General features: G+C 70.0%; 22 protein-coding genes. 9 read left to right on the plus strand and 13 right to left on the minus strand.

The genetic code is table 11. The annotated features are described in order from the left end of the window. Positions 1-49 precede the first annotated feature (49 nt). A complete protein-coding gene (gene msrB, locus PC39_RS10800) occupies positions 50-550 on the minus strand; it encodes a peptide-methionine (R)-S-oxide reductase MsrB (RefSeq protein WP_353253399.1) in 501 nt (166 codons plus the stop codon). Positions 551-701: 151 nt separating this feature from the next. Between msrB and PC39_RS10805 the strand changes: the two genes are divergently transcribed. From PC39_RS10805 to PC39_RS10820, 4 genes are all read left to right on the plus strand, one after another. Continuing rightward, a complete protein-coding gene (locus PC39_RS10805) occupies positions 702-2096 on the plus strand; it encodes a flavin-containing monooxygenase (protein WP_353253400.1) in 1395 nt (464 codons plus the stop codon). Between the two features lie 7 nt (positions 2097-2103). Beyond that, the gene (locus PC39_RS10810) at positions 2104-2715 is read left to right on the plus strand and encodes a TetR/AcrR family transcriptional regulator (protein WP_353253401.1); all 612 of its coding nucleotides are present in this window, start codon (positions 2104-2106) and stop codon (positions 2713-2715) included. Positions 2716-2799: 84 nt separating this feature from the next. Beyond that, positions 2800-3606: a phytanoyl-CoA dioxygenase family protein gene (locus tag PC39_RS10815; protein WP_353253402.1), complete on the plus strand. Its 807-nt coding sequence runs from the start codon at positions 2800-2802 to the stop codon at positions 3604-3606. Continuing rightward, entirely contained in the window at positions 3603-3992 is a 390-nt protein-coding gene (locus tag PC39_RS10820; RefSeq protein WP_353253403.1) for a DUF2237 family protein, read from the plus strand. Before PC39_RS10815 ends, PC39_RS10820 begins: the two co-directional genes overlap by 4 nt. A gap of 219 nt (positions 3993-4211) precedes the next feature. Here PC39_RS10820 and PC39_RS10825 read toward each other — a convergent pair whose 3' ends face one another. Genes PC39_RS10825 through PC39_RS10840 form a run of 4 tightly spaced genes read right to left on the minus strand, consistent with a single transcriptional unit; the run spans position 4212 to position 8529 of the window. Then, positions 4212-5399, minus strand: a complete 1188-nt coding sequence (locus PC39_RS10825; RefSeq protein ID WP_353253404.1) for an outer membrane beta-barrel protein — start codon at positions 5397-5399, stop codon at positions 4212-4214. Further along, on the minus strand, positions 5399-6796 hold the full coding sequence (locus PC39_RS10830) for an undecaprenyl-phosphate glucose phosphotransferase (protein ID WP_353253405.1): 1398 nt from the start codon (positions 6794-6796) through the stop codon (positions 5399-5401). Before PC39_RS10830 ends, PC39_RS10825 begins: the two co-directional genes overlap by 1 nt. Positions 6797-6808: 12 nt before the next feature. Then, positions 6809-7747, minus strand: coding sequence for a glycosyltransferase family 2 protein (locus PC39_RS10835; RefSeq protein WP_353253406.1), 939 nt, complete (start codon positions 7745-7747; stop codon positions 6809-6811). After that, the gene (locus PC39_RS10840) at positions 7744-8529 is read right to left on the minus strand and encodes a WecB/TagA/CpsF family glycosyltransferase (RefSeq protein WP_353253407.1); all 786 of its coding nucleotides are present in this window, start codon (positions 8527-8529) and stop codon (positions 7744-7746) included. The genes PC39_RS10835 and PC39_RS10840 overlap by 4 nt, the downstream gene beginning before the upstream one ends. Before the next feature lie 125 nt (positions 8530-8654). On the opposite strand from PC39_RS10840, the gene PC39_RS10845 reads away from it, so the two are divergent. Beyond that, positions 8655-9521, plus strand: coding sequence for a class I SAM-dependent methyltransferase (locus PC39_RS10845; RefSeq protein ID WP_353253408.1), 867 nt, complete (start codon positions 8655-8657; stop codon positions 9519-9521). On the opposite strand, the gene PC39_RS10850 is transcribed toward PC39_RS10845, so the two are convergent. From PC39_RS10850 to PC39_RS10880, 7 genes are read right to left on the minus strand one after another with little or no spacing between them, the layout of a single operon-like run. Continuing rightward, positions 9518-10561, minus strand: coding sequence for a glycosyltransferase (locus PC39_RS10850; protein ID WP_353253409.1), 1044 nt, complete (start codon positions 10559-10561; stop codon positions 9518-9520). The two genes, PC39_RS10845 and PC39_RS10850, sit on opposite strands and share 4 nt — an antisense overlap. Then, positions 10552-11919, minus strand: a complete 1368-nt coding sequence (locus PC39_RS10855) for an O-antigen ligase family protein (RefSeq protein ID WP_353253410.1) — start codon at positions 11917-11919, stop codon at positions 10552-10554. Before PC39_RS10855 ends, PC39_RS10850 begins: the two co-directional genes overlap by 10 nt. Continuing rightward, entirely contained in the window at positions 11909-13387 is a 1479-nt protein-coding gene (locus PC39_RS10860; RefSeq protein WP_353253411.1) for an oligosaccharide flippase family protein, read from the minus strand. Before PC39_RS10860 ends, PC39_RS10855 begins: the two co-directional genes overlap by 11 nt. A gap of 40 nt (positions 13388-13427) precedes the next feature. Then, positions 13428-14261, minus strand: a complete 834-nt coding sequence (locus tag PC39_RS10865) for a sulfotransferase domain-containing protein (protein WP_353253412.1) — start codon at positions 14259-14261, stop codon at positions 13428-13430. A 3-nt stretch (positions 14262-14264) separates the two neighbouring features. Further along, positions 14265-14936, minus strand: coding sequence for a CpsD/CapB family tyrosine-protein kinase (locus PC39_RS10870; protein ID WP_353253413.1), 672 nt, complete (start codon positions 14934-14936; stop codon positions 14265-14267). Beyond that, the gene (locus PC39_RS10875) at positions 14933-16342 is read right to left on the minus strand and encodes a GumC family protein (protein WP_353253414.1); all 1410 of its coding nucleotides are present in this window, start codon (positions 16340-16342) and stop codon (positions 14933-14935) included. Before PC39_RS10875 ends, PC39_RS10870 begins: the two co-directional genes overlap by 4 nt. Next, a complete protein-coding gene (locus PC39_RS10880) occupies positions 16342-17187 on the minus strand; it encodes an SLBB domain-containing protein (RefSeq protein WP_353253415.1) in 846 nt (281 codons plus the stop codon). The genes PC39_RS10875 and PC39_RS10880 overlap by 1 nt, the downstream gene beginning before the upstream one ends. Before the next feature lie 290 nt (positions 17188-17477). On the opposite strand from PC39_RS10880, the gene PC39_RS10885 reads away from it, so the two are divergent. Together PC39_RS10885 and PC39_RS10890 are read left to right on the plus strand one after the other, a co-directional pair. Further along, positions 17478-18665 carry a 2-methylaconitate cis-trans isomerase PrpF family protein gene (locus PC39_RS10885; protein WP_353253416.1) on the plus strand — a complete coding sequence of 396 codons (1188 nt, stop codon included), beginning with the start codon at positions 17478-17480 and terminating at the stop codon, positions 18663-18665. 76 nt (positions 18666-18741) lie between these two features. Beyond that, complete coding sequence (locus PC39_RS10890; RefSeq protein WP_353253417.1) at positions 18742-19122, plus strand: DUF5362 domain-containing protein; 381 nt, start codon at positions 18742-18744, stop codon at positions 19120-19122. Between the two features lie 377 nt (positions 19123-19499). Here PC39_RS10890 and PC39_RS10895 read toward each other — a convergent pair whose 3' ends face one another. Continuing rightward, complete coding sequence (locus tag PC39_RS10895; protein WP_353253418.1) at positions 19500-20594, minus strand: methyltransferase; 1095 nt, start codon at positions 20592-20594, stop codon at positions 19500-19502. 24 nt (positions 20595-20618) lie between these two features. Between PC39_RS10895 and PC39_RS10900 the strand changes: the two genes are divergently transcribed. Both PC39_RS10900 and PC39_RS10905 read left to right on the plus strand, forming a co-directional pair. Then, entirely contained in the window at positions 20619-20942 is a 324-nt protein-coding gene (locus tag PC39_RS10900; RefSeq protein ID WP_353253419.1) for a hypothetical protein, read from the plus strand. 67 nt (positions 20943-21009) lie between these two features. After that, positions 21010-21681: an MOSC domain-containing protein gene (locus PC39_RS10905; protein WP_353253420.1), complete on the plus strand. Its 672-nt coding sequence runs from the start codon at positions 21010-21012 to the stop codon at positions 21679-21681. Positions 21682-21956 lie beyond the last annotated feature (275 nt).

Below are 21956 nucleotides of genomic sequence, written 5' to 3' on the forward strand. Positions count from 1 at the left end.
TCACCCCCTCACCCTGGCCCTCTCCCCTCGGGGGAGAGGGGATAAGCGGTCATGCCGGCTCGAAGTCCAGCGCCACGCCGTTGTTGCAGTAGCGCTTGCCGGTGGGCTCCGGGCCGTCGTTGAAGACGTGGCCCTGGTGGCCGCCGCAGCGGGCACAGTGGTATTCGGTGCGCGGCCAGACCAGCTTGAAGTCCTTCTTGAAGCCCAGATGGCCGTCGATATAGTCGTAGAAGCTGGGCCAGCCGGTGCCGGACTCGTACTTCCACTTGGATTCGAACAGCGGCAGGGCGCAGCCGGCGCACACGAAGGTGCCCTCGCGCTTCTCGTTCAGCAGCGCGCTGCTGCCCGGCGGCTCCGTGCCCTCCTTGCGCAGCACGTCGAACGCCTCGGGCGAGAGTCGCTCGCGCCATTCGGCCTCGCTCTTCTCGACGGTCTCGATATCGCTCATGGCGGCTTCCTCGGACGGCTCGGCATCGTTCGCGGTCAGCTTGAGGGCGACCGGCGCGGCGGTCAATCCGAGCAGGCCCCACAGGAGCTGGCGTCGTTTCATGTCGGCTCTCCGGTTGTTTGCCCTGTCATGACTATTGGACCGCGTCCTCCCGGTTTCGCTCGCAGCAAAAAGTTGACACACCCGTCACCTTTCAATAGCGTCGAGGCCGTTGCGAGGGCCCGAGCGAGCCAAAAAGGAGGAAAAACGGACCATGGACAATACAGAACTACCCCGCGTGTGCCTGATCGGATGCGGCTCCTCCGGGATGCCGGCGGTCAAGGCGCTCGCGGACCGGGGGATACCCTTCGATTGTTTCGAGGCCTCGACCGAGGTCGGCGGCAACTGGTGCTACCGAAATCCCAACGGCATGTCGGCCGCCTACGAGTCCCTGCACATCAACACCCACGCCGGGCTGATGCAGTACGAGGATTACCCGATGCCGGAGGGCACGCCGGACTATCCCAGCCACGGCACCATCAAGCGCTACTTCGACGACTACATGGACCACTTCGGCCTGCGTGATCGGGTCTGCTTCGAGACCAAGGTCACGCGCGCCGAACGCCTGGACGACGGCACCTGGGAGGTCACCACCGAGGGCCGGCACGCCAAGACCGACCATTACGATGTGCTGATCGTGGCCAACGGCCACCACTGGAAGCCGCGCTGGCCGGACCCGCCCTATCCCGGCGAGTTCGACGGCATCCAGATGCACTCGCATAGCTATATGAATCCCCAGGACCCCTACGACTTCCAGGACAAGAACGTGCTGGTCGTGGGCATGGGCAACTCGGCCATGGACATCGCCAGCGAGCTGTCGCGGCCGGGCCTGGCGAAGAACCTCTACCACTCCGCCCGCCACGGCCACTGGGTGGTGCCCAAGTACATGCTGGGCAAGCCCACCTCCGAACTGTCGCGGCTGCCGCACTGGATGCCCTGGTGGGTGGGTAGCATCGCGACCCGGCTGCTGGTGGAGCTGACGGTCGGCAGTCCCGACAAGTACGGTCTCCAGAAGCCGGACCACAAGCCGTTGGAGGCGCACCCCACGCTGAGCTCGGACTTCCTGCACCGGGTGGGCAGCGGCGACATCGTGCCGCGCCCGGGCATCGAGCGCTTCAACGGCGACACCGTGCGCTTCACCGACGGCCACGAGGACCCGGTGGACATCGTCATCTGGGCCACCGGCTACGAGGTGAGCTTCCCGTTCTTCGACCCTGATTTCATCAGCGCCCCCAACAACGACCTGCCGCGCTGGGAGCACCTGATGCTGCCGGAGTACGACAACCTGTTCTTCCTGGGCCTGTTCCAGCCGCTGGGCGCGATCATGCCCTTCGCCGAGAAGCAGGCGAAGATCGTGGGCGACCACCTGCTGGGTCGCATCCACTTCCCCGACCCGGATACCATGCGCCGGGAGATGGACAAGGAGCGCCAGGCCATGGTCAAGCGTTACGGTCGCGGCGCGCGCCACACCATGCAGGTCGACAACGAGGACTACCACCACCGGTTGGACGTGATGCGCAAGAAGGGCGAAAAGCGGGCCGCCGCCAACGGCCGGCGCCTGCCGATCGCGCCGCGGGCGGGCCGCGGCGACGGCCGCAAGGCGGCCTAGGGCCACCATGGCCGGCAAGCGCGAGCGCAACAAGCAGGCCAACCGGGCGGAGATCCTGGCCGCCGCCCGCGCCTGCTTCATCGAGCGCGGCTTCGACGCCGTGGCGGTGCGCGATATCGTGCGCCGCACCTCGCTCGCCGCCGGTACCTTCTACAACTACTTCCCCGACAAGGAGGCGGTGTTCCGCGCCCTGCTGGAGGAACGCATCGGCTCGCTCACCGTCAACCTGACCCGCATCCGGCGCGGTGCCCGCACCCTGCGCGCCTTCATCTACGAGGCCTACCTGGCGGCCTTCGAGGCCGCCGCCGAGGACCCGCTGTTCTACGAGGTGATCCTGCGCAACGCGCCGCAGGTCCGGGAACTGTACGAGGACAGCATCATGGGCATCTCGGTGGCGGCGCTGGAGGCCGACATCCGCGACGCTATCGAGCGCGGCCTGCTGCCCGAGGTGGACGTGGAGTACCTGGCCGCCGCGTTCTTCGGCGTCGGCTTCGAGATGGGCCGCTGCCTGTCCCGCCGCGCCGACCGCGACCCGCGCCCCGCCGCGGCCCTGGCGACGCGGCTGTTCCTGGAGGGCATCGAGGGGGCGGCGCGTTCGGGCGACGCGGACGCGGCATAGCGTCGCCGTTTCGGGTTTCAAGTTTCGAGTTTCGTGAGGCCGGACGCGCATCCGCGCGCCGGGCCCGCACGTTACAATAACCCCATGAATGTGGTCGGCGAACCCGTCCTGGAGCCGCGATTGACCCCGGTGCAACGCGAGGCCTTCGCGCGCGACGGCTACCTGGTGATGCGCCGCATCGCCTCGGCCGAGCGCGTCCAGAACCTGCGCCGGATCGTCGCGGACCATCTGGCGCGGGCGGTGGCGCCGATCGAGTACGAGGCGGACGTGGCCTATCCCGGCGCCCCCGCCGGGCGCGACGCCGAGGGTGGCGACACGCCGCGCCGGCTGCGCCAGGCCTACGACCGCGATCCCGCCTTCGCCGAGTGGGCCCGCGATCCACGCGTGACCGCGATCGTCGCGCAACTGCTGGACAGCACCGACCTGCGCCTGACCCGCTGCCATCACAACTGCGTGATGACCAAGCACCCCGGCTACTCCAGCGCCACGCTCTGGCACCGCGACGTGCGCTACTGGCGCTTCTCGTCGGACAACCTGGTCAATGCCTGGCTGGCCCTGGGCGACGAGACCCCGGACAACGGCTGCATGTGGCTGCTGCCCGGCAGCCACCGGCTGGACGTGGCGCCGGAACGGTTGGACGAGGCCCAGTTCCTGCGCGACGACCTGCCCGCCAACCGCGAACTCATCGCCACCGCGCGGTCGGCGCCGCTGGAGCCGGGCGACGTGCTGTTCTTCCACGCCGCGGTCTTCCACGCCGCCGGCCGCAACGCGACCGACATCCCCAAGCTCTCGGCGGTGTTCACCTACCACGACGCGGGCAACCGCCCCGAGCCCGGCAGCCGCTCCGCGTGCCAACCGGCCATCGACGTGGCCACGGGCGAGCCGGCGTGAGCGCGGACCCGGGACAGACCCGGCAGCGCAACGTCTTCGGCGAGCCGCTGGCGATGTGCGGTATCCGGCCGCTCACCGGCTTCTACCGCGAAGGCTGCTGTGAGACCGGGCCCGAGGATATCGGCCGGCATGTGGTCTGCGCACGGGTGGATGCCGGGTTCCTGGCCTTCAGCCGCAGCCGCGGCAACGACCTGGAGACGCCGCGGCCGGAGGCCGGCTTCCCCGGTCTCAGGCCGGGCGACCGCTGGTGCCTGTGCGCGGCCCGCTGGGAGGAGGCCCGGGCCGCGGGCGCCGCGCCGCGGGTGGTGCTGGCCGCCACCCACGAGGCGGCCCTGAAGGTCGTGCGGCTCGAGGACCTCAAGGCGCACGCCCTGGATTTGTCTTGAGCGTTTCGCTTCCCCCTCAGAGGGTGTCTGCAAACCACAGAGGCGCACGGAGGCGCGCAGAGGTTTTTGATGGGGCTGGATGTTGTCCGGCGCAGGCTTCTTTGCGGCTTCCGGGGCGACAGTCATGTCCCTCTGTGTCCCTCTGTGCGCCTCTGTGGTTAATTTGCTGGCCGGCCGTGTGCCGAGGCGCTTGCCGCGCCATGTTTTGTAACCACCCTCTCAGTCGTCGTCCAGGGTCAGGCGCAGCGCGAGTCCGCCCCGCCAGTAGTCGTACTCGGATGCCGGGCGGTTGCTCGACTGTTCCTCCGCGGCCAGGGTCGCGATCCAGTGCAGGGTCCGGGTCAGGGCGTAGCGCGCCTCCAGCTCGGCGCCCCGGATGCGGTCCTCGCGGTTCCCGGACGCCGTTGTGACGCCGCCCTCGTAGTTTTCCTCTTCGTGGTAAAGCCGTGCGTCCAGCGCGATCTTGGGGCTGTAGCGCCAGTCCAGCCGTAGCTGCGCGCCGGTGGCCTCGATGAAGCTGGCGTCCACGGAGCCGGATGAGTAGATGCGGCGGAACACGTCCAGGGTCAGCCGCGTCTTGACCGAGACCGTCCGCTCGTAGGCCAGGCGCCAGGTGGGCGCGGAGAAGTCGCGTCCGGACAGGCCGTCGATCTCGCGCCGGGTGTGGCCGACGCGCGCCCGCAGGCGCGAGATCGCGCTGTATTCCCAGACGCCGTCCACGAAGCGGGTCTCCTGCGTGGCCGCGCGCCCCAGGGGGTCGTCCGCGTCGCGCCCCGGGAACTCGATGTCGTCGCGGGACAGTCCCAGCCCCGCCTCGAAGGTGGAGCCCGCGCGGTGCCGGAGCTGGATCTCCCAGTCGTCGTGGCGCCGGTCGAAACGCTGCCGCTCGGCCTCGCTGTGTTCGACGCGCAGCTCGCCCAGGCGCGCGCGCACGATCCAGGCGGGCGTGATCGCGATATCCGTCTGCAGGAACGGTTGCTGCGTGGTGACCAGGTCGCGCAGGTCGGCGTCGCGGTCGCCGAAATCGTCCAGCTCGCGGCTGCGGTCGTAGCCCGCGATGCCGGAGACCGCCTCGCCGATGCCGTAGTCCAGGCGCGCGCTCAGCTCGTGGGCCGTGTGGTCGAACCGCCGGAGCCGGTGGTAGTCGACGTCGCTGAGCCGCCCGGACAACTCGAACGCCTGCCGGCCCCGAAGCCACTCGAACGCCCCGCCGACGCTGGCCTCGCGCATGGTCTCGCCGCGTGCCGCGTCCGCGACGCGCAGCAGGTTGCTGTCGTAACGGGCGCCGAGCTCCAGGTAGGGGGCGAAGCCGATCCCGGCCGCGGCGGCCGTCGGGGCGGCGGCCAGGATCAGTGCGGCGAGGACCGGGTGTAGCGGGAACGGCGGGCGTCGCCCGCGCGCGGGCATTACACCGCCTCGCGATCGTTCCACACGATCCATATGGTGCGCAGGATGATCCAAATGTCCAGGAGCGGGGTCCAGTTGCGGATGTATTCGAGATCGTATTGGACCCGCTTCTCCATGTCCTCGATCGACTCGATGGTACCCCGGTGGCCGTGGACCTGCGCCCAGCCGGTCATGCCCGGCCGGACCTTGTGGCGTGTCATGTATTGCTTGATCTCCGCCCGGTAGGCCTCGTTCTGGGTGACCGCGTGCGGACGCGGGCCGACGACGCTCATCTGGCCCTTGAGCACGTTCCAGAACTGCGGCAGCTCGTCCAGCGACTTGGCGCGCAGAAAGCGGCCGACGCGGGTGACCCGCGGATCGTCGGCCAATGCCTGGCTGACTTCGCTGTCGGATTCCTGCACGTACATGGTGCGGAACTTGTTGACCCGGATACGCCGGCCGTCGAGACCGTAACGGTTCTGCCGGTAGAGCACCGGCGAGCCCTGCGTCACCCGCAGGGCGATCGCGATCCCCAGCATCAGGGGCGACAGCAACACCAGCGCCAGGGCCGCGACGACGATATCGAAGAGGCGCTTGAACCAGCCGTCGACGCCCAGGAAGGGCGTCTCGCTGACCGCGATCAGCGGGATGTTGTTGAAATGCACCATGGGCGCGTTTTGCAGCCCCAGCGCATCGAAGGCCGGTACGTAGTAGACCGAGGCCGTGGTGTTGCCGAGCTGCTCCAGGACGTCCTTGGCCCGGTCGAGGGCGTGGTGGGGCAGCATCACGAACACGATATCGATGTCGTGTTCTTGGATGTAATCGTTCAGCGCGTCGGTGCTCCCCAGCAGGGGCAGATCCGCCGTGATCCGGCCGAGGCGGCCCGGTTCGCGGTCGTCGAAGACGCCCGCGAGCTGCACGTGTCGCGCGTTGCCGGACTTGAGGCTGTCCGCGAGCTGGCGGGCGGCGTCGTTCATGAAGACGATGACCGCCTTGCGGGTCGGGTCCAGGCCGGGGAACAGGTACGGCAGCCCGGACAGCAGCAGCTTGCGGATCAGATAGAACCACAGGGGGGTCGTCAGCAGCCAGGTGATCAGCACGCGGCGCGAGAAGCCCTCGCTCTGGCCGATCAAGGTGCTGATCGTCATCAGCGCCCCGAACAGGATCAGCCACTCGATGATCAGGGAGGACCGCAGACGGGAAGGCCGCCGCAGATCGTTGTTGGGCAGGATCAGGTCGTGGCTGCGCAGCGTGATGAACGACAGGATGAACGCGAAGATCGCCAGTTCCCGGTAGCGTTCCTGCGGCGCGATGTCGTACAGGGTGGCCCACAGCAACAGGTTGCCCACGACGATGGCGGCGTAGAGGCAGCCGTTGACGAACTGTCGCATCCACAGGTTGCTGGAAAAGACGCTCATGCCGGCGGTCGCTTATCGTTTGTCATCGGGGTGCCTCCTGAACCGGGCGACAAGTCCCCGCAGCCGCGATGCAAGCAATTCGCGCAGTCGGCGGTGTTGCCAGGCACGCAGGTCGCGGCGGAATGCCGGGTCGGGATAGCGCGGTTCGCGTCGCAGCATGGCGTAGCCATAGCTGAGAATCATCAGCAGCCCGCCGATCACGTAGGGCTTTTCGTGCATCCGGAACAGGCCCGAGGCCAGGATGTACCACGGCGAGTACCCCATGAAGTACAGGCCGCGCCCCAGCCGGATGCGGCCGTGATACACGCTGCGATCCGACGAGCCCATCTGCCGGTGGTGGTACAGCCGGGCCTCCGGGTGGTGGAAGCTGCGGGTCCGCCAGCCGTGCATCCGGCAGCGGTGGATGTCGATGCCGTCCCAGAGGATGGTCCGCTCGAAGCCGCCGATGTCCTCGAACGCCTCGCGCCGGTACAGCTTGAACTGGCCGGCGACGTGTTCGTCGGTCATGTATTCGAGGACCAGACGGTCGCCCTCGGGCCGGAACACCTTGCCCGAGACCGCGGCCAGGCGGTCGTCCGCGGCGAAGGCGTCGAGCATGATCTCGATGTAGCGCGGATCGAAGGACATGTCGCCGTCGAGCTTGGCGATGTAGCGATAGTTGTCGTCGGCCAGCCGCTCCCGGCCGTAGTCGAAGGCCTCGATCACGCCGCCGCCCAGCACGCGCGCGCCGCGATCGGGTTTGTCGATCAACCGGATGAAATCGTGTCGCCGGGCGTAGTCTTCCACGATCGCGGGGGTGTCGTCGGACGAGCCGTCGTCCACGATCAGCCATTCCTGCGGGCGGCAGCGCTGCGCGACCATCGCGTCCAGGGTCCGGCGGATGTGTGCCGCCTCGTCGCGCACCGGCGAGACGACGGCCAGCGGCACCGTGCGGTGCGATGGCGCCGTCATGCCGCGGCCCCGTGCTTGAGGCGTTGCCGGAGGGCGTCGGCGAACAGGCGCAGGGCGAAGGGAATGTCGTGCACCAGGTAACGGCGCCACAGGCGGCCGGGCTCCGAGGCCAGGCGGTGCAACCATTCCAGTCCCAGCCGTTGCCAGATCCGCGGGGCGCGGGCCTGCTCGCCCGCGACGAAGCTGAAGGCGTAGCCGCAGCCGAGCCAGCACACCCGCGGAAACTCCGGCGCCAGGCGCGCGATCAGTCGCTCCTGGCGGGGACAGCCGAGCGCCACCAGGACCAGACCCGGATCGGCCTTGCGCAACGCATCGCGGATACGCTCGTACGCGGCGGGGTCGTCCTCGAAGCCGAACGGCGGGCAGTGGGAGGCGACGGTGAGGTCGGGGTGACGGTCGCGCAGGATCGCCGCCGCGCGTGCCGCGATGCCGGGATTGCCGCCCAGCAGCAGCATGGGAACGCCGCGATCGGCGGCCGCGGCGGGCAGGTCCCAGACGAGGTCCGAGCCGCAGACCCGTTCCGGCAGCGGCCGGCCCCGGAGCCGGGCGGCCCAGACCAGCGGCATGCCGTCGGCCACGCAGCAGTCGGCGTCGCGGGCGAAGCGCGCCAGCTCGGTGTCCCGCGTCATCTGCCGCAGGATGTCCAGGTTGACGGTCATCAGGACACCGCCGCGCCCGCCCTCGGCGAGCGCCATGGCGCGGTCGACGGTTTCCGCGCGGGTGACGGCATCCAACGGGAAACCGCAGAGCGCCACGCGCCCGCGTGGCTCGGGAAGGCTCATCCGCCCTTATTCCCCCTTGACCCAATGCTCCGGAGTCTAGCACGCACGACCCGGCGGCATGCCGGGGACACGCGGCGTTTCCATGTAAACTCCGTATCTTGGCAACACGAACGGCCGGAACCGGCATGCAGACAGCGGCACAGACACAGGACCTGGACGCCACCCTGCCGCGCGAGCGCACGGATGCCGTCCGCGCGTTGTGTGCCGCCCAGGACCCTCACAACGCGGACCATGACGTCGGCCCCACGCTGGCGTTCTATCAGCGTCGCTACGTGCGGCCGCTGGCGGATTTCCGCGAGCTCACCGCCGACACCGTCGTCGCCGACATCGGCTGCGGCTACGGCTGGCTGGCCCTGGCGTTCGCGCTCGCCACGCCGGCGCGCGTGATCGCCGTGGAGCCGGACGCCGAGCGTGTGCGCACCGGCCGGCGCGTGGCCGAGCTGCTCGGGGTCGCCGACCGCATCGACTGGCGCATCGGCGGCATCGACGACCTGCCGCTGCGCGACCGCGAGGCGGATGTCGTCTACTGCATCGAGGTGCTGGAGCATATCCGGCGCGACCCGCGCGGACCGCGCGAGCTCTGCCGGGTCTGCGACGACCTGCTGGTGGCGACCACGCCGAACCGGTGGTTCCCGGTCGTCGCCCATGACACCCGGCTACCCTTCTGCCACATGCTGCCGCGGCCGCTGCGGCGTCTGTACGCCCGCCTGGCCGGGCGTCTGGACCGCGAGCAGGGCAACCTGTTCTGGTCGCCGCCGGCGCTGGACCGCCGGCTGGCCGGCTTCCGGCGCGTGTCCGGTTTCCTGCACTACGCGTCGCTGGACCGGTACCTGGAGACCTTCCCCTACTACATGCCCTACGACCACGGGTACTGGGAGCACGGCCCCGGCGGCAAGAAGCTGTTGTATTACCGCCTGCTCGCGCCCCTGGGCGGCGCCAGCCACTACTTCCTGCCGAACCTGGCCGGGGTGTTCCGGCGCGAGCGCGCCTAGCCCCGCGCGAGGATCGCGCGATACGCGTCGATGGTCCCGGCCGCGACCCGTGCCGGGTCGCCCCAGGCGCAGTCGCACCGCGCCGGCCGTTGTGGCCGCCGCGACCAGGCCAGGGCCGCCTCCAGGTCCCGCGCGTCGAGCGGCGGCTCGAACAGCCGCACCCAGTCCGGGCCGGTACGCTCCCGCAGCTCCCGCATGGCACCCCGGTCGGAGACCAGCACCGGCCGGTCGAAGGACAGCGCCAGCATCGCCGAGCCGGAGTTGAGGATGTCGCTGTAGGGCAGCACCACGACATCCGCCGCGTTCATGTAGTGCTGGATGTCGGCCTCGTCGACGAAGTCCGGGTGGAACCGGATGCGCCCGTCGCGTTCGGCGCCCGCCGCCACCGCCGCCGCCAGCCCGGGCGGCGTCGCCCGCCCGGCGATCACCAGCCGGCGGTCGCTGCCGGGCAGATCGTGGAAGGCGGCGATCAGGCCGGGCACGTTCTTGTAGCCGCGAATCGCCCCCAGGAACAGGCACACCCCCGTGTCTTCCGGCAGATCCAGCCGGGCGCGCGCCTCGGCACGCGACACCCGGTTGGGATAGATGTCGCGGTAATGGCCGTGCGGCACCACGAAATGGGGTCGGTCGCGGAGTTGCGGGAAGCGCGCGCGAATCAGGTCGCGGCCGGCGCGCGAGAAATGCAGGCAGCCGTCGACCCGGCGCAGGGAGGTCCGCCAGCACCAGGCCTCCAGGCGCGGATGCCAGCCCTCGTGGGATTTCGCGTTGTGGGCCGTCCACACCACCCGCGCCCCGCGCCAGCGCGCCACATCCATGAGAACCAGCTCCGCCAGCGTGTACAGCAAGGCCCGCAACCGACTGCGCCGGGCCATGTGCTTTTCCGGCCAGTGGATATGGTAGATGTCGTAGCGCCGCGTCAGCAGCTTCCAGGGGGAGAACCGGTCGACCGTCACCCCGGCCGCCTCGATGGCGCGGAACAACAGGTGGAACACGGGGTTGTCCCGGCGGATGTTGGCGTCGTGGCGGGAGATCACGCGCATGGCCGGTCCCCTTCCGGATCGCCCGCCTGTGTCCGGCCGCCCGCGTCGGCGAGCAGGCGCGGGACCCGCGCGGACAGCGCCCGCGTCAGCGATAGCGACGAGAACAGCAGCATCAGCCAATAGATCGTCAGGCCGCGGAACAGGCTGGATTCCGAGACATTGGACATCAGGATCGTGACGAACAGGGCGAGATGCAGCGCGGCGTTGCCGCGGTCGACCGCGGCGAGCCGGAGAATCTGCCGGAGATGGACGAGCGCGAAGCCCAGGAACAGGGCCACGCCGACGACGCCGGTCTCGTTGAGCAGGTCGACGTAGCCGTTGTGGGCCTGCCAGGGCAGCCAGTAGAGCTTCTCGGCGATCTCGCCGGAGGGTCCGGTGGTGCCGAGCCAGAAGCTGTCGTAACCGAAGCCCAGCAGCCAGTGCGATTGGATGTGCTCCCACATCATCAGCCAGAGCTGGTCGCGGCTGGTGAGGGTGGGATCCTTGCCCACCGCCAGCGCGATCGGGGTCGTGATATCGGTCAGGGTGGGCAGGCGTTCCATGGCGAGGATGAACGCGAACAGCGGCACGACGAGCAGCACCAGCCCGGCGAGCAGGGCCGTCGGGAGCAGATAGCGGGCGCGGATCGGCGGCCGCGCGACCAGCCATAGCAGGGGCGCGCTGACCACGAAGGTGAGCAGGCCGGTCTTGCCGCGCGACATCAGCAGGCAGAGCGTCGCCACGGCCAGCCCCGCCAGGCCGCGCGCGAGCGTGGTCCGGCCGGTGGCGAGCGCGTGCACCCAGAGCAGGCCGCCCGCGGCCGCCAGCGCCGCCAGCAGGTTCTTGGTGGAGCGCGCGCCGCGCCAGTACCCGGCGAACTCCCCGTCCGGCTCCTTGCCGATCTGCGGCAGGAACAGGGCCAGGAAGACGGAGACCACCAGCATCAGGGTGAAGGCGTTGCGCAGGAGGTCGGCGAAACGGCCCGGATACCAGCCCGCCACCAACGGGGTCAGTCCGATCAGCACCAGGCCGTAGAGCAGCACCAGCTTGCGGACGGTCACGCCCGGGTAGGGCGACCAGAGCACGGACAGTGTCGCGTACGCGATGAAGACCAGCAGGAACGGGTTGATCCCCGGCAGCAGGGCCAGCGTGACCACCCGGCGGCGCCAGACGATGTAGGCGGCCAGCAGGAACAGGGGCATCCATTGCAGGCGCCGCAGCGTGCTGCCGCCCACGGCGTCGATATCGGTGCTGTCGTTGTTCCAGACGAGACCGTCGGGCAGGATCGAGAAGCACAGGGCGACGAAGATCACCCCGGTGGCCAGCAGCGCCAGGCGCGACGGCGTCCATGACGCCCGGATTCGGCTATCAGGCGGCATCGGTCCGCTCCGGCGAGACCAGGCGCGCGACCGTGAACCGCCGCGCGGTCGGCTCCAGGGTCAACAGCAGCGTGCCCCAGATCAGCCACATCCCGGCGGTGATTGCCAAGGGATGCCAGCCGACCAGCCAGGCCGTCCAGGCCGCCGCGGCCATGACGGCGGCACCGATCGCCGGCCGCAACAGGCGCCGCAGCAGGCGGCTCGGCGATACCTTGGCCATGGTCAGGCTGGCGCTGAGTCGCGCCAGGATGCCGACGGCGTACGCCCCCAGGGCTCCCCAGGCGGCGCCCACCGGCGACTGCGTGACGGTCACGCCATAGATCACCGCCGGCACGAACACGAGGCTTTCCACGGTCTTGGCCGCGGCCTCCAGGTCGGTGCGCAGCACCGCCTTGAGCAGCGGATTCACCCCTCTGGAGAGGCCGCTCAGCAGGCCGACGAGGGCGAGTACCTCCAGGATCGGCGCCGCGGCGCGCCATTGCTCGCCGAACAGCAGCACGATGTAGAACTCGGCGCAGAAGTACAGCGGCAGATAGGCGGCGAGCAGCAGCCAGGCGATCAGGCCGAAGGAGTCCGCCCACACGGTCCCCAGCCGGCTGCGGTCGCGAACGATGGTCGCGGAATAGAAGGGGAACAGCGTGCGCGCGACGGAGGCGGCCAGCATGAGCTTCGGGATCGTCGAGATCCGGTGCGCGACCGTATAGATGCCGAGCGGCACCGCGCCGGTCTTGGCGCCGATGAACATCTTGTCGAACTGGCTGGTGATGGCGTTCATCACCGCCACGAACATGAGGTATTTGCCGAAGCCCAGGCTCTTGACCAGCGGCTCGCGGTCCAGGCGCAGGCGCGGCCGGGTCCGGTCCAGCGCATAGGAGAACAGCGCCCCCACGGCGGCGGCGGCGATCTGCCCCAGCACCAGGGCCCAGGCGGACTCCAGCAGCAGCGCCAGCGCCACGGTGGCCGCCAGCGCGACCGTGGCGACGCCGACCTCGAACGTGGCGACCCATCGGAACGACAGCCGCTTCTCCAGCAGCATCAGGGTGGGGTTGTTCAGGGCGGTCAGCATCGGCACCGAGCCCAGCGCCAGGATCATCGGCACCAGATCCGGCTCGCCGTAGATCCACGAGGCCGGCCAGGCGAGCGCGGCGATCAGCAGGCCCAGGCCGGTCTTGATCAGGAGGTTGCCGGACCAGAGGCTGTGCAGCCAGCGTCGCCGCTCGGCCTCGTCCCGGTAGTCGTGCGCGATGAAGGCCTCCTTGAGGCCGAAATCGCCGAGCGCGCCGATCCCGAGCAGCACGGTCATGCACATGCTGAACAGGCCGAACTCGGCCGGCGTGAGAATGCGCGCCACGATCATCACGCGCAACAGGTTCAGGCCGTAGTCGCAGACGGTGGCGACCGTGGTCCACGCGAGGCCGGCGCTCAGGCCCTTGGTGGCCGGCGACGGCCGGGATTCTTCGCGGCTCATGCCCGCGCGGCGCGTCGGTGGGGGAGTGTCCGGGGGCCGTTCACCATGGCAGGCGGCGTCCCAGCAACGCGGCCAGCTCCTCGTTGTACGGCCGGTAAAGACGCGCCAGCTCGTCCTTCTCGGACTGGCTCACGGGCACCGCCAGGCGCCGGTGATTCTTGATCGCGTCGGGCACGAAACGCCGGATCAGATGGCGCGCGGGATGGTTGGCCAGGCCGTAGCGAATCTCCAGGTTGCTGCGGCGGGCGTTGTGGCGCTTGTCGGTTCCGGCGGGCCGGAAATCGTCGCGTACCCCGATGTGCCGGAACACCTTCTGCAGCGTTGCCGGGGCATGGGCCGCGACGATGTCTTCCTCGTACACGAGGATCAGGAAACGTTCGCGCGGGATGTGCTCGAACCAGGCCTGCAGGTGCCGGGCGTACTGGCCCATCGACAGGATGCCGCGATGGGTGGCCGCCTCCAGGATGCCGGGCCGGCCCGGCAGGTAGCCGGCCGCGAGCAGGTGGTAATAGGCGGAGATCGCGCGCGTGACCGGGTCGCGCAGGCTCACGATCAGGCGCAGGTCGGGATAGGCCGTGCCCACCAGCCGCGGGATGTCCTCGTTGTGTCCGCTTTCGCGTCGCTCCTCCGGGGTAGTGTCCACCCAGAGATAGTTGGGCGTGAATTCGCCCATGGCGCGGATGCCCGGCGCGCGCGGCGGGAACTGGGCCTCGTACCATTCGAAGCCCAGCCGATAGCGGTCGCGCTTGTCGAAGAAGTGCAGTTCCTTCTCGCCCGGGGCGCCGATCTCCGGATGCTGGGTCGCCATGTGCGCCAGCCAGGTGGTGCCGGCCTTCTGCGCGCCCAGTACCAGGAATGTCGGTCTGCCCGCCATGGCCTAGAGGTCGTTGATCACGGCGCCCAGGGCGCGGGTGTCCATGGCCCGCAGGTCGTCCGCGATCCGGCGCAGGTCGGCCAGCCGGGTGCGTCCGCGCCGGGCCAGCAGCAGCGCCGCGTCGGCATGGGCGCACACGGCCTGCGCATCCGAGTACGCCAGGGCCGGCGGGGTGTCGATGACCACCTGGTCGCAGGTCTCGAACAGACGGGCGAACAGCCCGGCCGCATGCTGGCCGGTCAGGCATCCGATGCCGGCGGCCGGGTCCCGGCCCGCGGGGAGCAAGTGCAGACCGGGGATGTTCGCGACGGGGTGTATCACGTCGCGATCGGTCTCTTGCCGCAGGAATTCGGAGAGTCCGGGTGCCGGATCGGTGCCGAACAGCCGGTGCTGGCAGGGGGTGCGGAAGTCGGCGTCGATCAGGAGCGTGCCGCGGCCCGACAGCGCGAACAGGGTGGCCAGGTTGGCGGCCAGGAAGCTGCGGCCGTCGCCGGCCTCGGGGCTGACCACGGCCAGCGTGCGCGCGGTCCGGCCCTCGGCGCCGAGCGTGAGCCGCGTGGCGAGGGCGCGCAGGCGTTCCGTGAGCCGGCCCGCCGGCTCGTGCAGGACGACGATTGTCTCGGCGATCGATGCGCCGCCGTGCGTCGCCGGCTGTCGTGCCTCGTCGCGGCTCATGATTTGGGCAACTCCCCCAGCAGGGGCAGGCCGAGCTCGCCCGTGACGTCCTCGCCGCCGCGCACGCGGCGATCGGCGAACTCCACCAGGAGCGCGGTCGCCGAGGCGACGATCAGTCCCGCCACCAGGCCGATCAAGACCAGCAGCTTGCCGGGCAGACCCTCGGAGTGGATCGGCGGGGTCGCGGCGCTGATGACGGACAGGCCGGATTCCCGCAGTTCGCTGATGCCCTGGATGTTGTCGTAGCGATCCAGGGCCGTCTGGTAGAGCTGCTCGGCGACCTTCAGCTCGCGCACGTAGTGGGCGACCCGGTCGCGTTTCGCCTGGATGTCCATGAGATCGCGGCGCTCCGCGGCGATGGTTTCCTCCAGCGCCGCGATCTTCTCGGCCGCGGATCGCGTCTCGCCGCGCACGGCCCGGACATAGGCGTCGAGCGCCTCGCGCAACTGCCGGCGCACGCTGTCGATCTGGGCGTCCATCGACGTCATGCCGGGATGACGCGGACCGAGGGTCTCCTGGCGGTCCGCGCGCTGGGCCTCGAGTTGTGCCAGGCGGCTCCGGAGTTCCTGGATGTGCCGGTCGTCCGGGATCTCGGCCTGGGCGGCCAGTCCCCCGCCGTCGTCGCGCAGTTCCCGCAGGCGCCGCAGTCGCGCGAGCGCCGCGTCACGCCTGGCCTGCAGCTCGTTCAGCTTGAGGTTCAGGTCCTGCAGCCGCTCCGTGTCGGGCTGGCCGTCCTCGCGGATGTCGATCACGTCGCTTTCCTGCTGCGCCTCGGTGAGCCGCCGCTGCGCCTGCTCGACGTCCTCGCGCAGGCCGGCCAGGTACTCCCGGAACCGCTCCTGCCGGGCCCGGGCGGCCTCGGCCGCCATGCGCGCGTCGATGTCGCGATAGGCCTCGACGAAGGCGTTCGCGATCTCGGCGGCACGGCGCGGATCCTCCGCCGTGTAGCGGACATGCACGATCCGGCTCAGCTCGTCGGTCCGCAGATTGAACGATTCCCCGAGCCGGCCCGCGAGCCAATCCTTGAACGAATCCTCGTCGCTCGCCTCGAACGCTTTCCGGGCCTCGGGGTTCTCGGTCATGCCGAGGCGCTCGACCACGCCCAGCCGGACCTTCTTGCTTCGCAGCAGGTCGATGCGCGTGGCCACCTGGCTGGCGGCCAGGTTCGACGGCAGGGACTGGCCGGTGACGGGGTCGTTGGTCTGGAAATCCAGCAGGATCGAGGCGCTCGCCGTGTAGCTGTCGGGCTTGAGCAGGGCCGCCAGCACGGCGAGCAGGAGGAAGGTACCCGTGACCGCGGCGATCAGGCGCCAGCGCGCGCGCAGGATGCGCCCGATCTGGGCCGGGGTCAGGGCGCTGTTCAGGCCCGGCACCAGGGGACGGTCGAGACGTTGCTCGGCGTCCATCAGAAAATCCGCTCCTTGACGAAGATCACGTCTTCCGGCCGGACGCAGTCCGTGAGCGCCGGTTCGAAGGTGCGTAGTTGTCCCTGGTCGTCGCGCCGGCGGATCTCCAGGCGTTCCCGCGAGCCCCGCTCGTTGACGCCGCCGCCCACCGACAGGGCCTGCATCACGGTCATCCCCGGGCGCAGGGGGTAAGCGTCGGGGCGCCGGACCTCGCCGTAGATGTAGAACAGTTCCGCCTGGGGCACGAAGACGATATCGCCCCCGCCGAGCGGCCGGGCGGCGCCGCGGCCGCCTTCACCCGATACCAGCGCGTCGAGATCGAAGCTCACCCGGCCTTCTCCGGCATGTTTGACGATGATCCGCCGGGCGCCGGTCTCGGTGATGCCGCCGGCCAGGGCGATCGCGTCCAGCACGGTCGTGCGTGTTTCCAGGGGATAGCGCCCGGGTTTCTGGACCTCGCCCAGCACGGCGACCTGATGGCTGCGGTACGAGTCGACCGTGATATTCACCTGCGGCGCGTCGAAATAGTCGCCGGTGCGGTAGGCCGCCGCCACGGCCCGGCCCGCCTCGGCCGGGGTCATGCCGCCGATCCATATCTCGCCGATCAGCGGCAGCGTCACGGCGCCGCCGGCGGAGATCAGGGCCGTCGTCTCCATGTCCGGCTGTCCGTGGACGGTCATGCGGATCCGGTCGCCCTCGCCCAGCAAGAGACCGGGGCGGGCGGGGGGCGGCACGGCCGGTATTCCGTCCGCCGGGCTCTCGGCGGCGGTGCGTGCGGTGATGTCGCATGCCGGCGCGGTCTCGTCGGTGGTCGCGCACCCGCCCAGCCACAGCGCGCAGAGCATGGCACCGACCGCGTGGATACGCGGACGCGCCGTCGCCGGAGAGTGGTCTGGTTCAGGATGCAATGCCGGATGCTCGGGGCAGGAGTGGATCGGTGCGGGCCGGTATCCCGATCCCGGCATGCCGGGCAGCGCGGTCGACGCCCATGCCGCCCGGGAAAGCGGCCGCGACCTCACATGCGTGCACCTTGCCCACCAGGATAATGATTCTATCCATCCCCCCGCATCGGGAGCGTACAATCGGCGGTTTCATACTGCAACGGATTGTCCGTGGTGGCCCTCGAAGTCCCAGTATGGCAGGAACCGATGCCCGGCGGGTGCCCTGCCGCGTGCCGGTCATGACCCAGCGGGCGTTGCCGGCCGTCTGGATGCGCGGCGGTACCAGCAAGGGCCTGTTCTTCCTGGAGCGCGACCTGCCGGCCGACGCGGCCGAGCGTGAGGCCCTGTTGCTGCGGGCCATGGGCAGCCCGGATCCCTACGGCACCCAGATCGATGGTCTCGGCGGTGCCACCTCCTCGACCAGCAAGGTGGTGACGGTCGCGCCGAGCGCGCGCGACGATTGCGATGTCGATTACTGGTTCGGGCACGTGGCCATCGATGCCCCGGTGATCGACACCTCCGGCAACTGCGGCAATCTTACCGCCGCCGTGGGGCCGTTCGCGGTGGACGCGGGCCTGGTGCCCGCCACGGCGCCGACCGCGGTCGTGCGCATCCGGCAGGTCAACATCGGCAAGCGTATCGTCGCCGAGGTGCCGATCGTCGACGGCCGCGCCGCGGTGGCGGGCGATTTCATCATGGACGGCGTGGCCTTCCCCGGCGCGCCGGTGGCCCTGACCTTCGAGGATGCCGGCGGCCTGGCCCACGGCGGCGTGCTGCCCACGGACCGCGTGCGCGACACGCTGGCGGTGCCCGGCCTGGGCGATGTCGAGGTCACCCTGGTGCACGCCGGCAACCCGGCCGTGTTCGTGGCCGCGGCCGATCTGGGCCTGACCGGCACCGAGACGCCGGCGGCGATGGCCGCGGACACCGACCGCCTGGCGCGGCTGAACGCCGTGCGCGAGCACGCCGCCGTGGCCATGGGCCTGGCGGATTCGCCGGAGGCCGCCCGCCGCGAGCGCCCCGCCACGCCCAAGATCCACTGGGTCGGCCCGCCGCGCGACCACGCGCTGCGCACCGGTCGCGACCTGGCCGCCGGCGACATCGACCTGTGCGCCCGGGCCCTGTCCATGGGCCGCCCGCACCACGCCTATCCCGGCACCAGTGCCGTCGCCACCGCGGTGGCCGCCGCCCTGCCGGGTTCGGTGGTCAACGCCGCGGTCGCCGGTGACGGTCGGCGGCTGCGCATCGGTCATGCCGCCGGCACGCTCGAGGTGGCCGCCGAGGTGCGCCGTGACGGCGGCATCTGGACGGCGCCGGCCGTGCGCCTGATCCGCAGCGCCCGCGCCCTGATGCGCGGCGAGGTCCTGGTGCCGGCCGGCTGACCCTGCACGACCGCGCCGCGGACGTTATGCTCCGGCCATGGATACGGGCACGGACACGACGGAAAGGGAGTCCCCCATGACCGAGAGCGCGCCGCACATCGAACGCATCGCCCTGCCGCTATACGGCGCCAAGGGCTGGCTCAAGTTCCTGGGCATCCTGTTCATCGTCTACGGCGTGATGACCGCGCTCTCGATCGTGGGCCTGCTGATCGCCTGGCTGCCGATCTGGATGGGCGTGCTGCTCTACCAGACCGCCGGGGCCCTGGAGGCGGCGGTACACGCCGGCGACGAGGACGCCCTGGCGCGGGCCATGGGCAAGCTGCGCACCTATTTCGTGATCATGGGCGTGCTTACCCTGATCGGCCTGGTGGTCACCCTGCTAGCGATGGGCCTGGGCTTCGGCATGGGCATGGGGATGGGCCACCTGCCGACGACCGGCGGCGGTCGCGTCATGTGATTCGTGCAAGGAATAATCCACGGATTTCACGGATTGCGCGGATTTCGAAGCGGCAAACAATCCGCCGATGACGCCGATGAACGCAGAGGGTCATGCCGGGAAACGCAGGACGTTTTATCCGGCATTCAGGGGCATAGGTTGGGCTAGAGAATGCTTCGTTGGATCCCGGATGAGATGCGTCGCGTCTCTCCGGGATGACGGGTAACGAGCAGGCTCTCTTGCTCTGCGTCCATCGGCGTCCTCTGCGGATCACTCCTGACCCCGCCTCGGGCAAAGAAATAATCCACCGATTTCACGGATTACGCCGATTTGGGATGGGCCTATTCTTTAAATCAGTGCCATCTGTGCAATCCGTGGGTTTCCCTCATGAATCGCCATCAGGGTTTTCGTTCCAGCACGTAGATCGTCGGCCACACCCCGCTCATCTGGATAAGCTTGGCCCGCCGGGTGCGGAAGCCGCCGGCCTTGGCCAGGCCGCGGCGCAGGGCGCCGGTGCGGTCGGCCAGCACCACCATGCGGCCGCGCGGGGGCAGTACCGCCGCGGCGTTCTCGAACAGCCGCCGGTAGAAGGCCGGGAAGTTGATGGAGCGCCCCAGCTTGCGGCCGAACGGGGGATTGGTGACCAGCGCGGTGACCTCCCCCGGCCGGTAACGGTCGGCGAAGTCGCTGCTGTCCTCGCCGTGGATCGCGGCGCGTCCGGCCAGGCCCGCCTCCGCCAGGTTGGCGCGGGCGCCGGCCGCGGCGCGTTCGTCCCAGTCCCAGCCTTCCAGGCGCAGCCGCGGGTGCGCGGCCCCGGCTTCCAGCAGGATGGTGCCGGAGCCGCAGTAGGGGTCGAGCAGGACGCCTTCGGCATCCACGTCCAGGTTGGCGAAGCGCACGGCGGCGAAGGCGATGTTCGCCCGCAGCGCCGCCGGGTGGACCTGGGCGCGCGGGTGACGGTTGGAAAGCGCCGCGTGGGTCACCGCCACGTCCACGGTGCACAGGTCCTCGACCACGTCCACGTTCACGTCCACCGCGTAGCCGGTCAGGTCCACCGGCGTGCCGTGGCGCGCGTTCAGGGCCGCGCCGGCGACCCGCATCACGTCCTGGCTGGAGAAGGGATGTTCGCCGCGGCGGTTGCAGCTCACGCGGAAGCTGGCGGCGTCCGCCATCTCCGGGATCTCGGCCTCTGTCAGGACACGTTCGATGCCGCCGAGCGGGTCGGCCGCGTCCAGCCGGAACCGGGTCACGGGCCGGCGGATGTGGTGGATACTGCGCATGGCCGGGGCCACCGCGTCCATCACCGGCGCCGGGGCCGAGGCCGTCACGCGGCCGCGGATCGTGTCCGGCTCGGCGTCGCAGTGGTCGGGGTCGGCGCCGGCGTCGAAGCAGCGCTTGCGGAACTCCGCGCGCACCACCGTCTCCAGGCCGGGATTGGTGGTGAAGATGCGCCGGGCGATATCGATCCCAGTGTCGGGCTTGGCGGTACTCATGCGCGTCAGGATACTGTGGGGACGATGCCGGAAACGAACGGGTCCGTCTGCGAGTTGTGCGGGCGCGAGGGTGTGGTCCTGACCCGCCACCACCTGATCCCGCGCCGCACGCACCGCCTCAAGCGCATCCGCCGGGCCTTCGACCGGGCCGAGCGCGAGGGCGCGATCCTGCTTGTCTGCCGGCCTTGTCACAAGCAGATCCACGTGCTGTTCGACGAGAAGAGCCTGGCCCGCGACTACCGCAGCCGCGAGGCCCTGCTGGCGGACCCGGAGATGGCCCGCTTCGTGGCCTGGATCGCGGACAAGCCGCCGGGTTTCGTGCCACGGGCCCGGCGGCGCCGGCGCTGAGCCGCCGCATGCAGTGTCCGGCGCGCTGGGCTATCCTCGGCACCCCGGTCGCCCACGGAGAGTCGCGATGACGGCGAGTTGGACGGCGGACGCCGTGTACGCCGGCGCCCTGCGCGAGCTGGAGGACGACGGCGCGCCCACCGGCATCTACAAGACGCCGGTGGCGGGCCCGGTGCACCTCGGCCGGGAGGGCCTGGCGGGCGACGTCCAGGCCGACCGCCGCCACCACGGCGGCCCGGAACGCGCCCTCAACCACTACCCCGCGGATCATTATCCCGGCTGGCGCGAGCGTTTCCCCGACCGGGCCGGCGCCTTCGGGCCCGGCGTTCTGGGCGAGAACCTGAGCACGCACGGGCTCACCGAGACGGACGTGCGCGTGGGCGATGTCTTCCGCCTGGGCGGCGCCGTGATCCAGGTCAGCCAGCCGCGTAATCCCTGCTGGAAGATCGGCCGCCGCCTGGGACTGCGCGAGCTGCCGCGAGCGGTCGTGGAGACGGGTCGCTCCGGCTGGCTCTACCGGGTGCTGGCGCCGGGCGACATCGCCCCGGGCGACGCGCTGACGCTGGAGACCCCGGCGCCGCACGGCATCACCCTGGCCCGGCTGTGGGCGGTCCAGGGCCGCCACCGGCCGGACGCCGAGGCCCGCGAGACCCTGGCCGAGTTGGCCGCCCTGCCCGAACTCGCCCCGGTCTGGCGTCAGCGCTTCGCCAGCCGGCTGGAGTGGCTGCTTCGGAATTGAAAGCGATCCACAGATGACACAGATGGCACTGATTTAAAGAATAGGCCCATTCGAGATCGGCGTAATCCGTGACATCCGTGGATTATTCCTTGCTTGAGGCGGGGTCGAAGGCAATCCACAGATTACGCAGATGGACACCGATTAGAAGAACAAACCGATTGGAAATCCGCGCAATCCGTGAAATCGGTGGATTATTTCTTTGCCCGAGGCAGGATCGAGAGTAATCCGCAGAGGACGCCGATGGACGCAGAGCAAGAGAGCCTGCTCGTTACCCG

Origin of the sequence: Salinisphaera sp. PC39 (assembly GCF_040361335.1) — a bacterium.
In the GTDB taxonomy this organism is placed as follows: Bacteria; Pseudomonadota; Gammaproteobacteria; order Nevskiales; family Salinisphaeraceae; genus APNM01.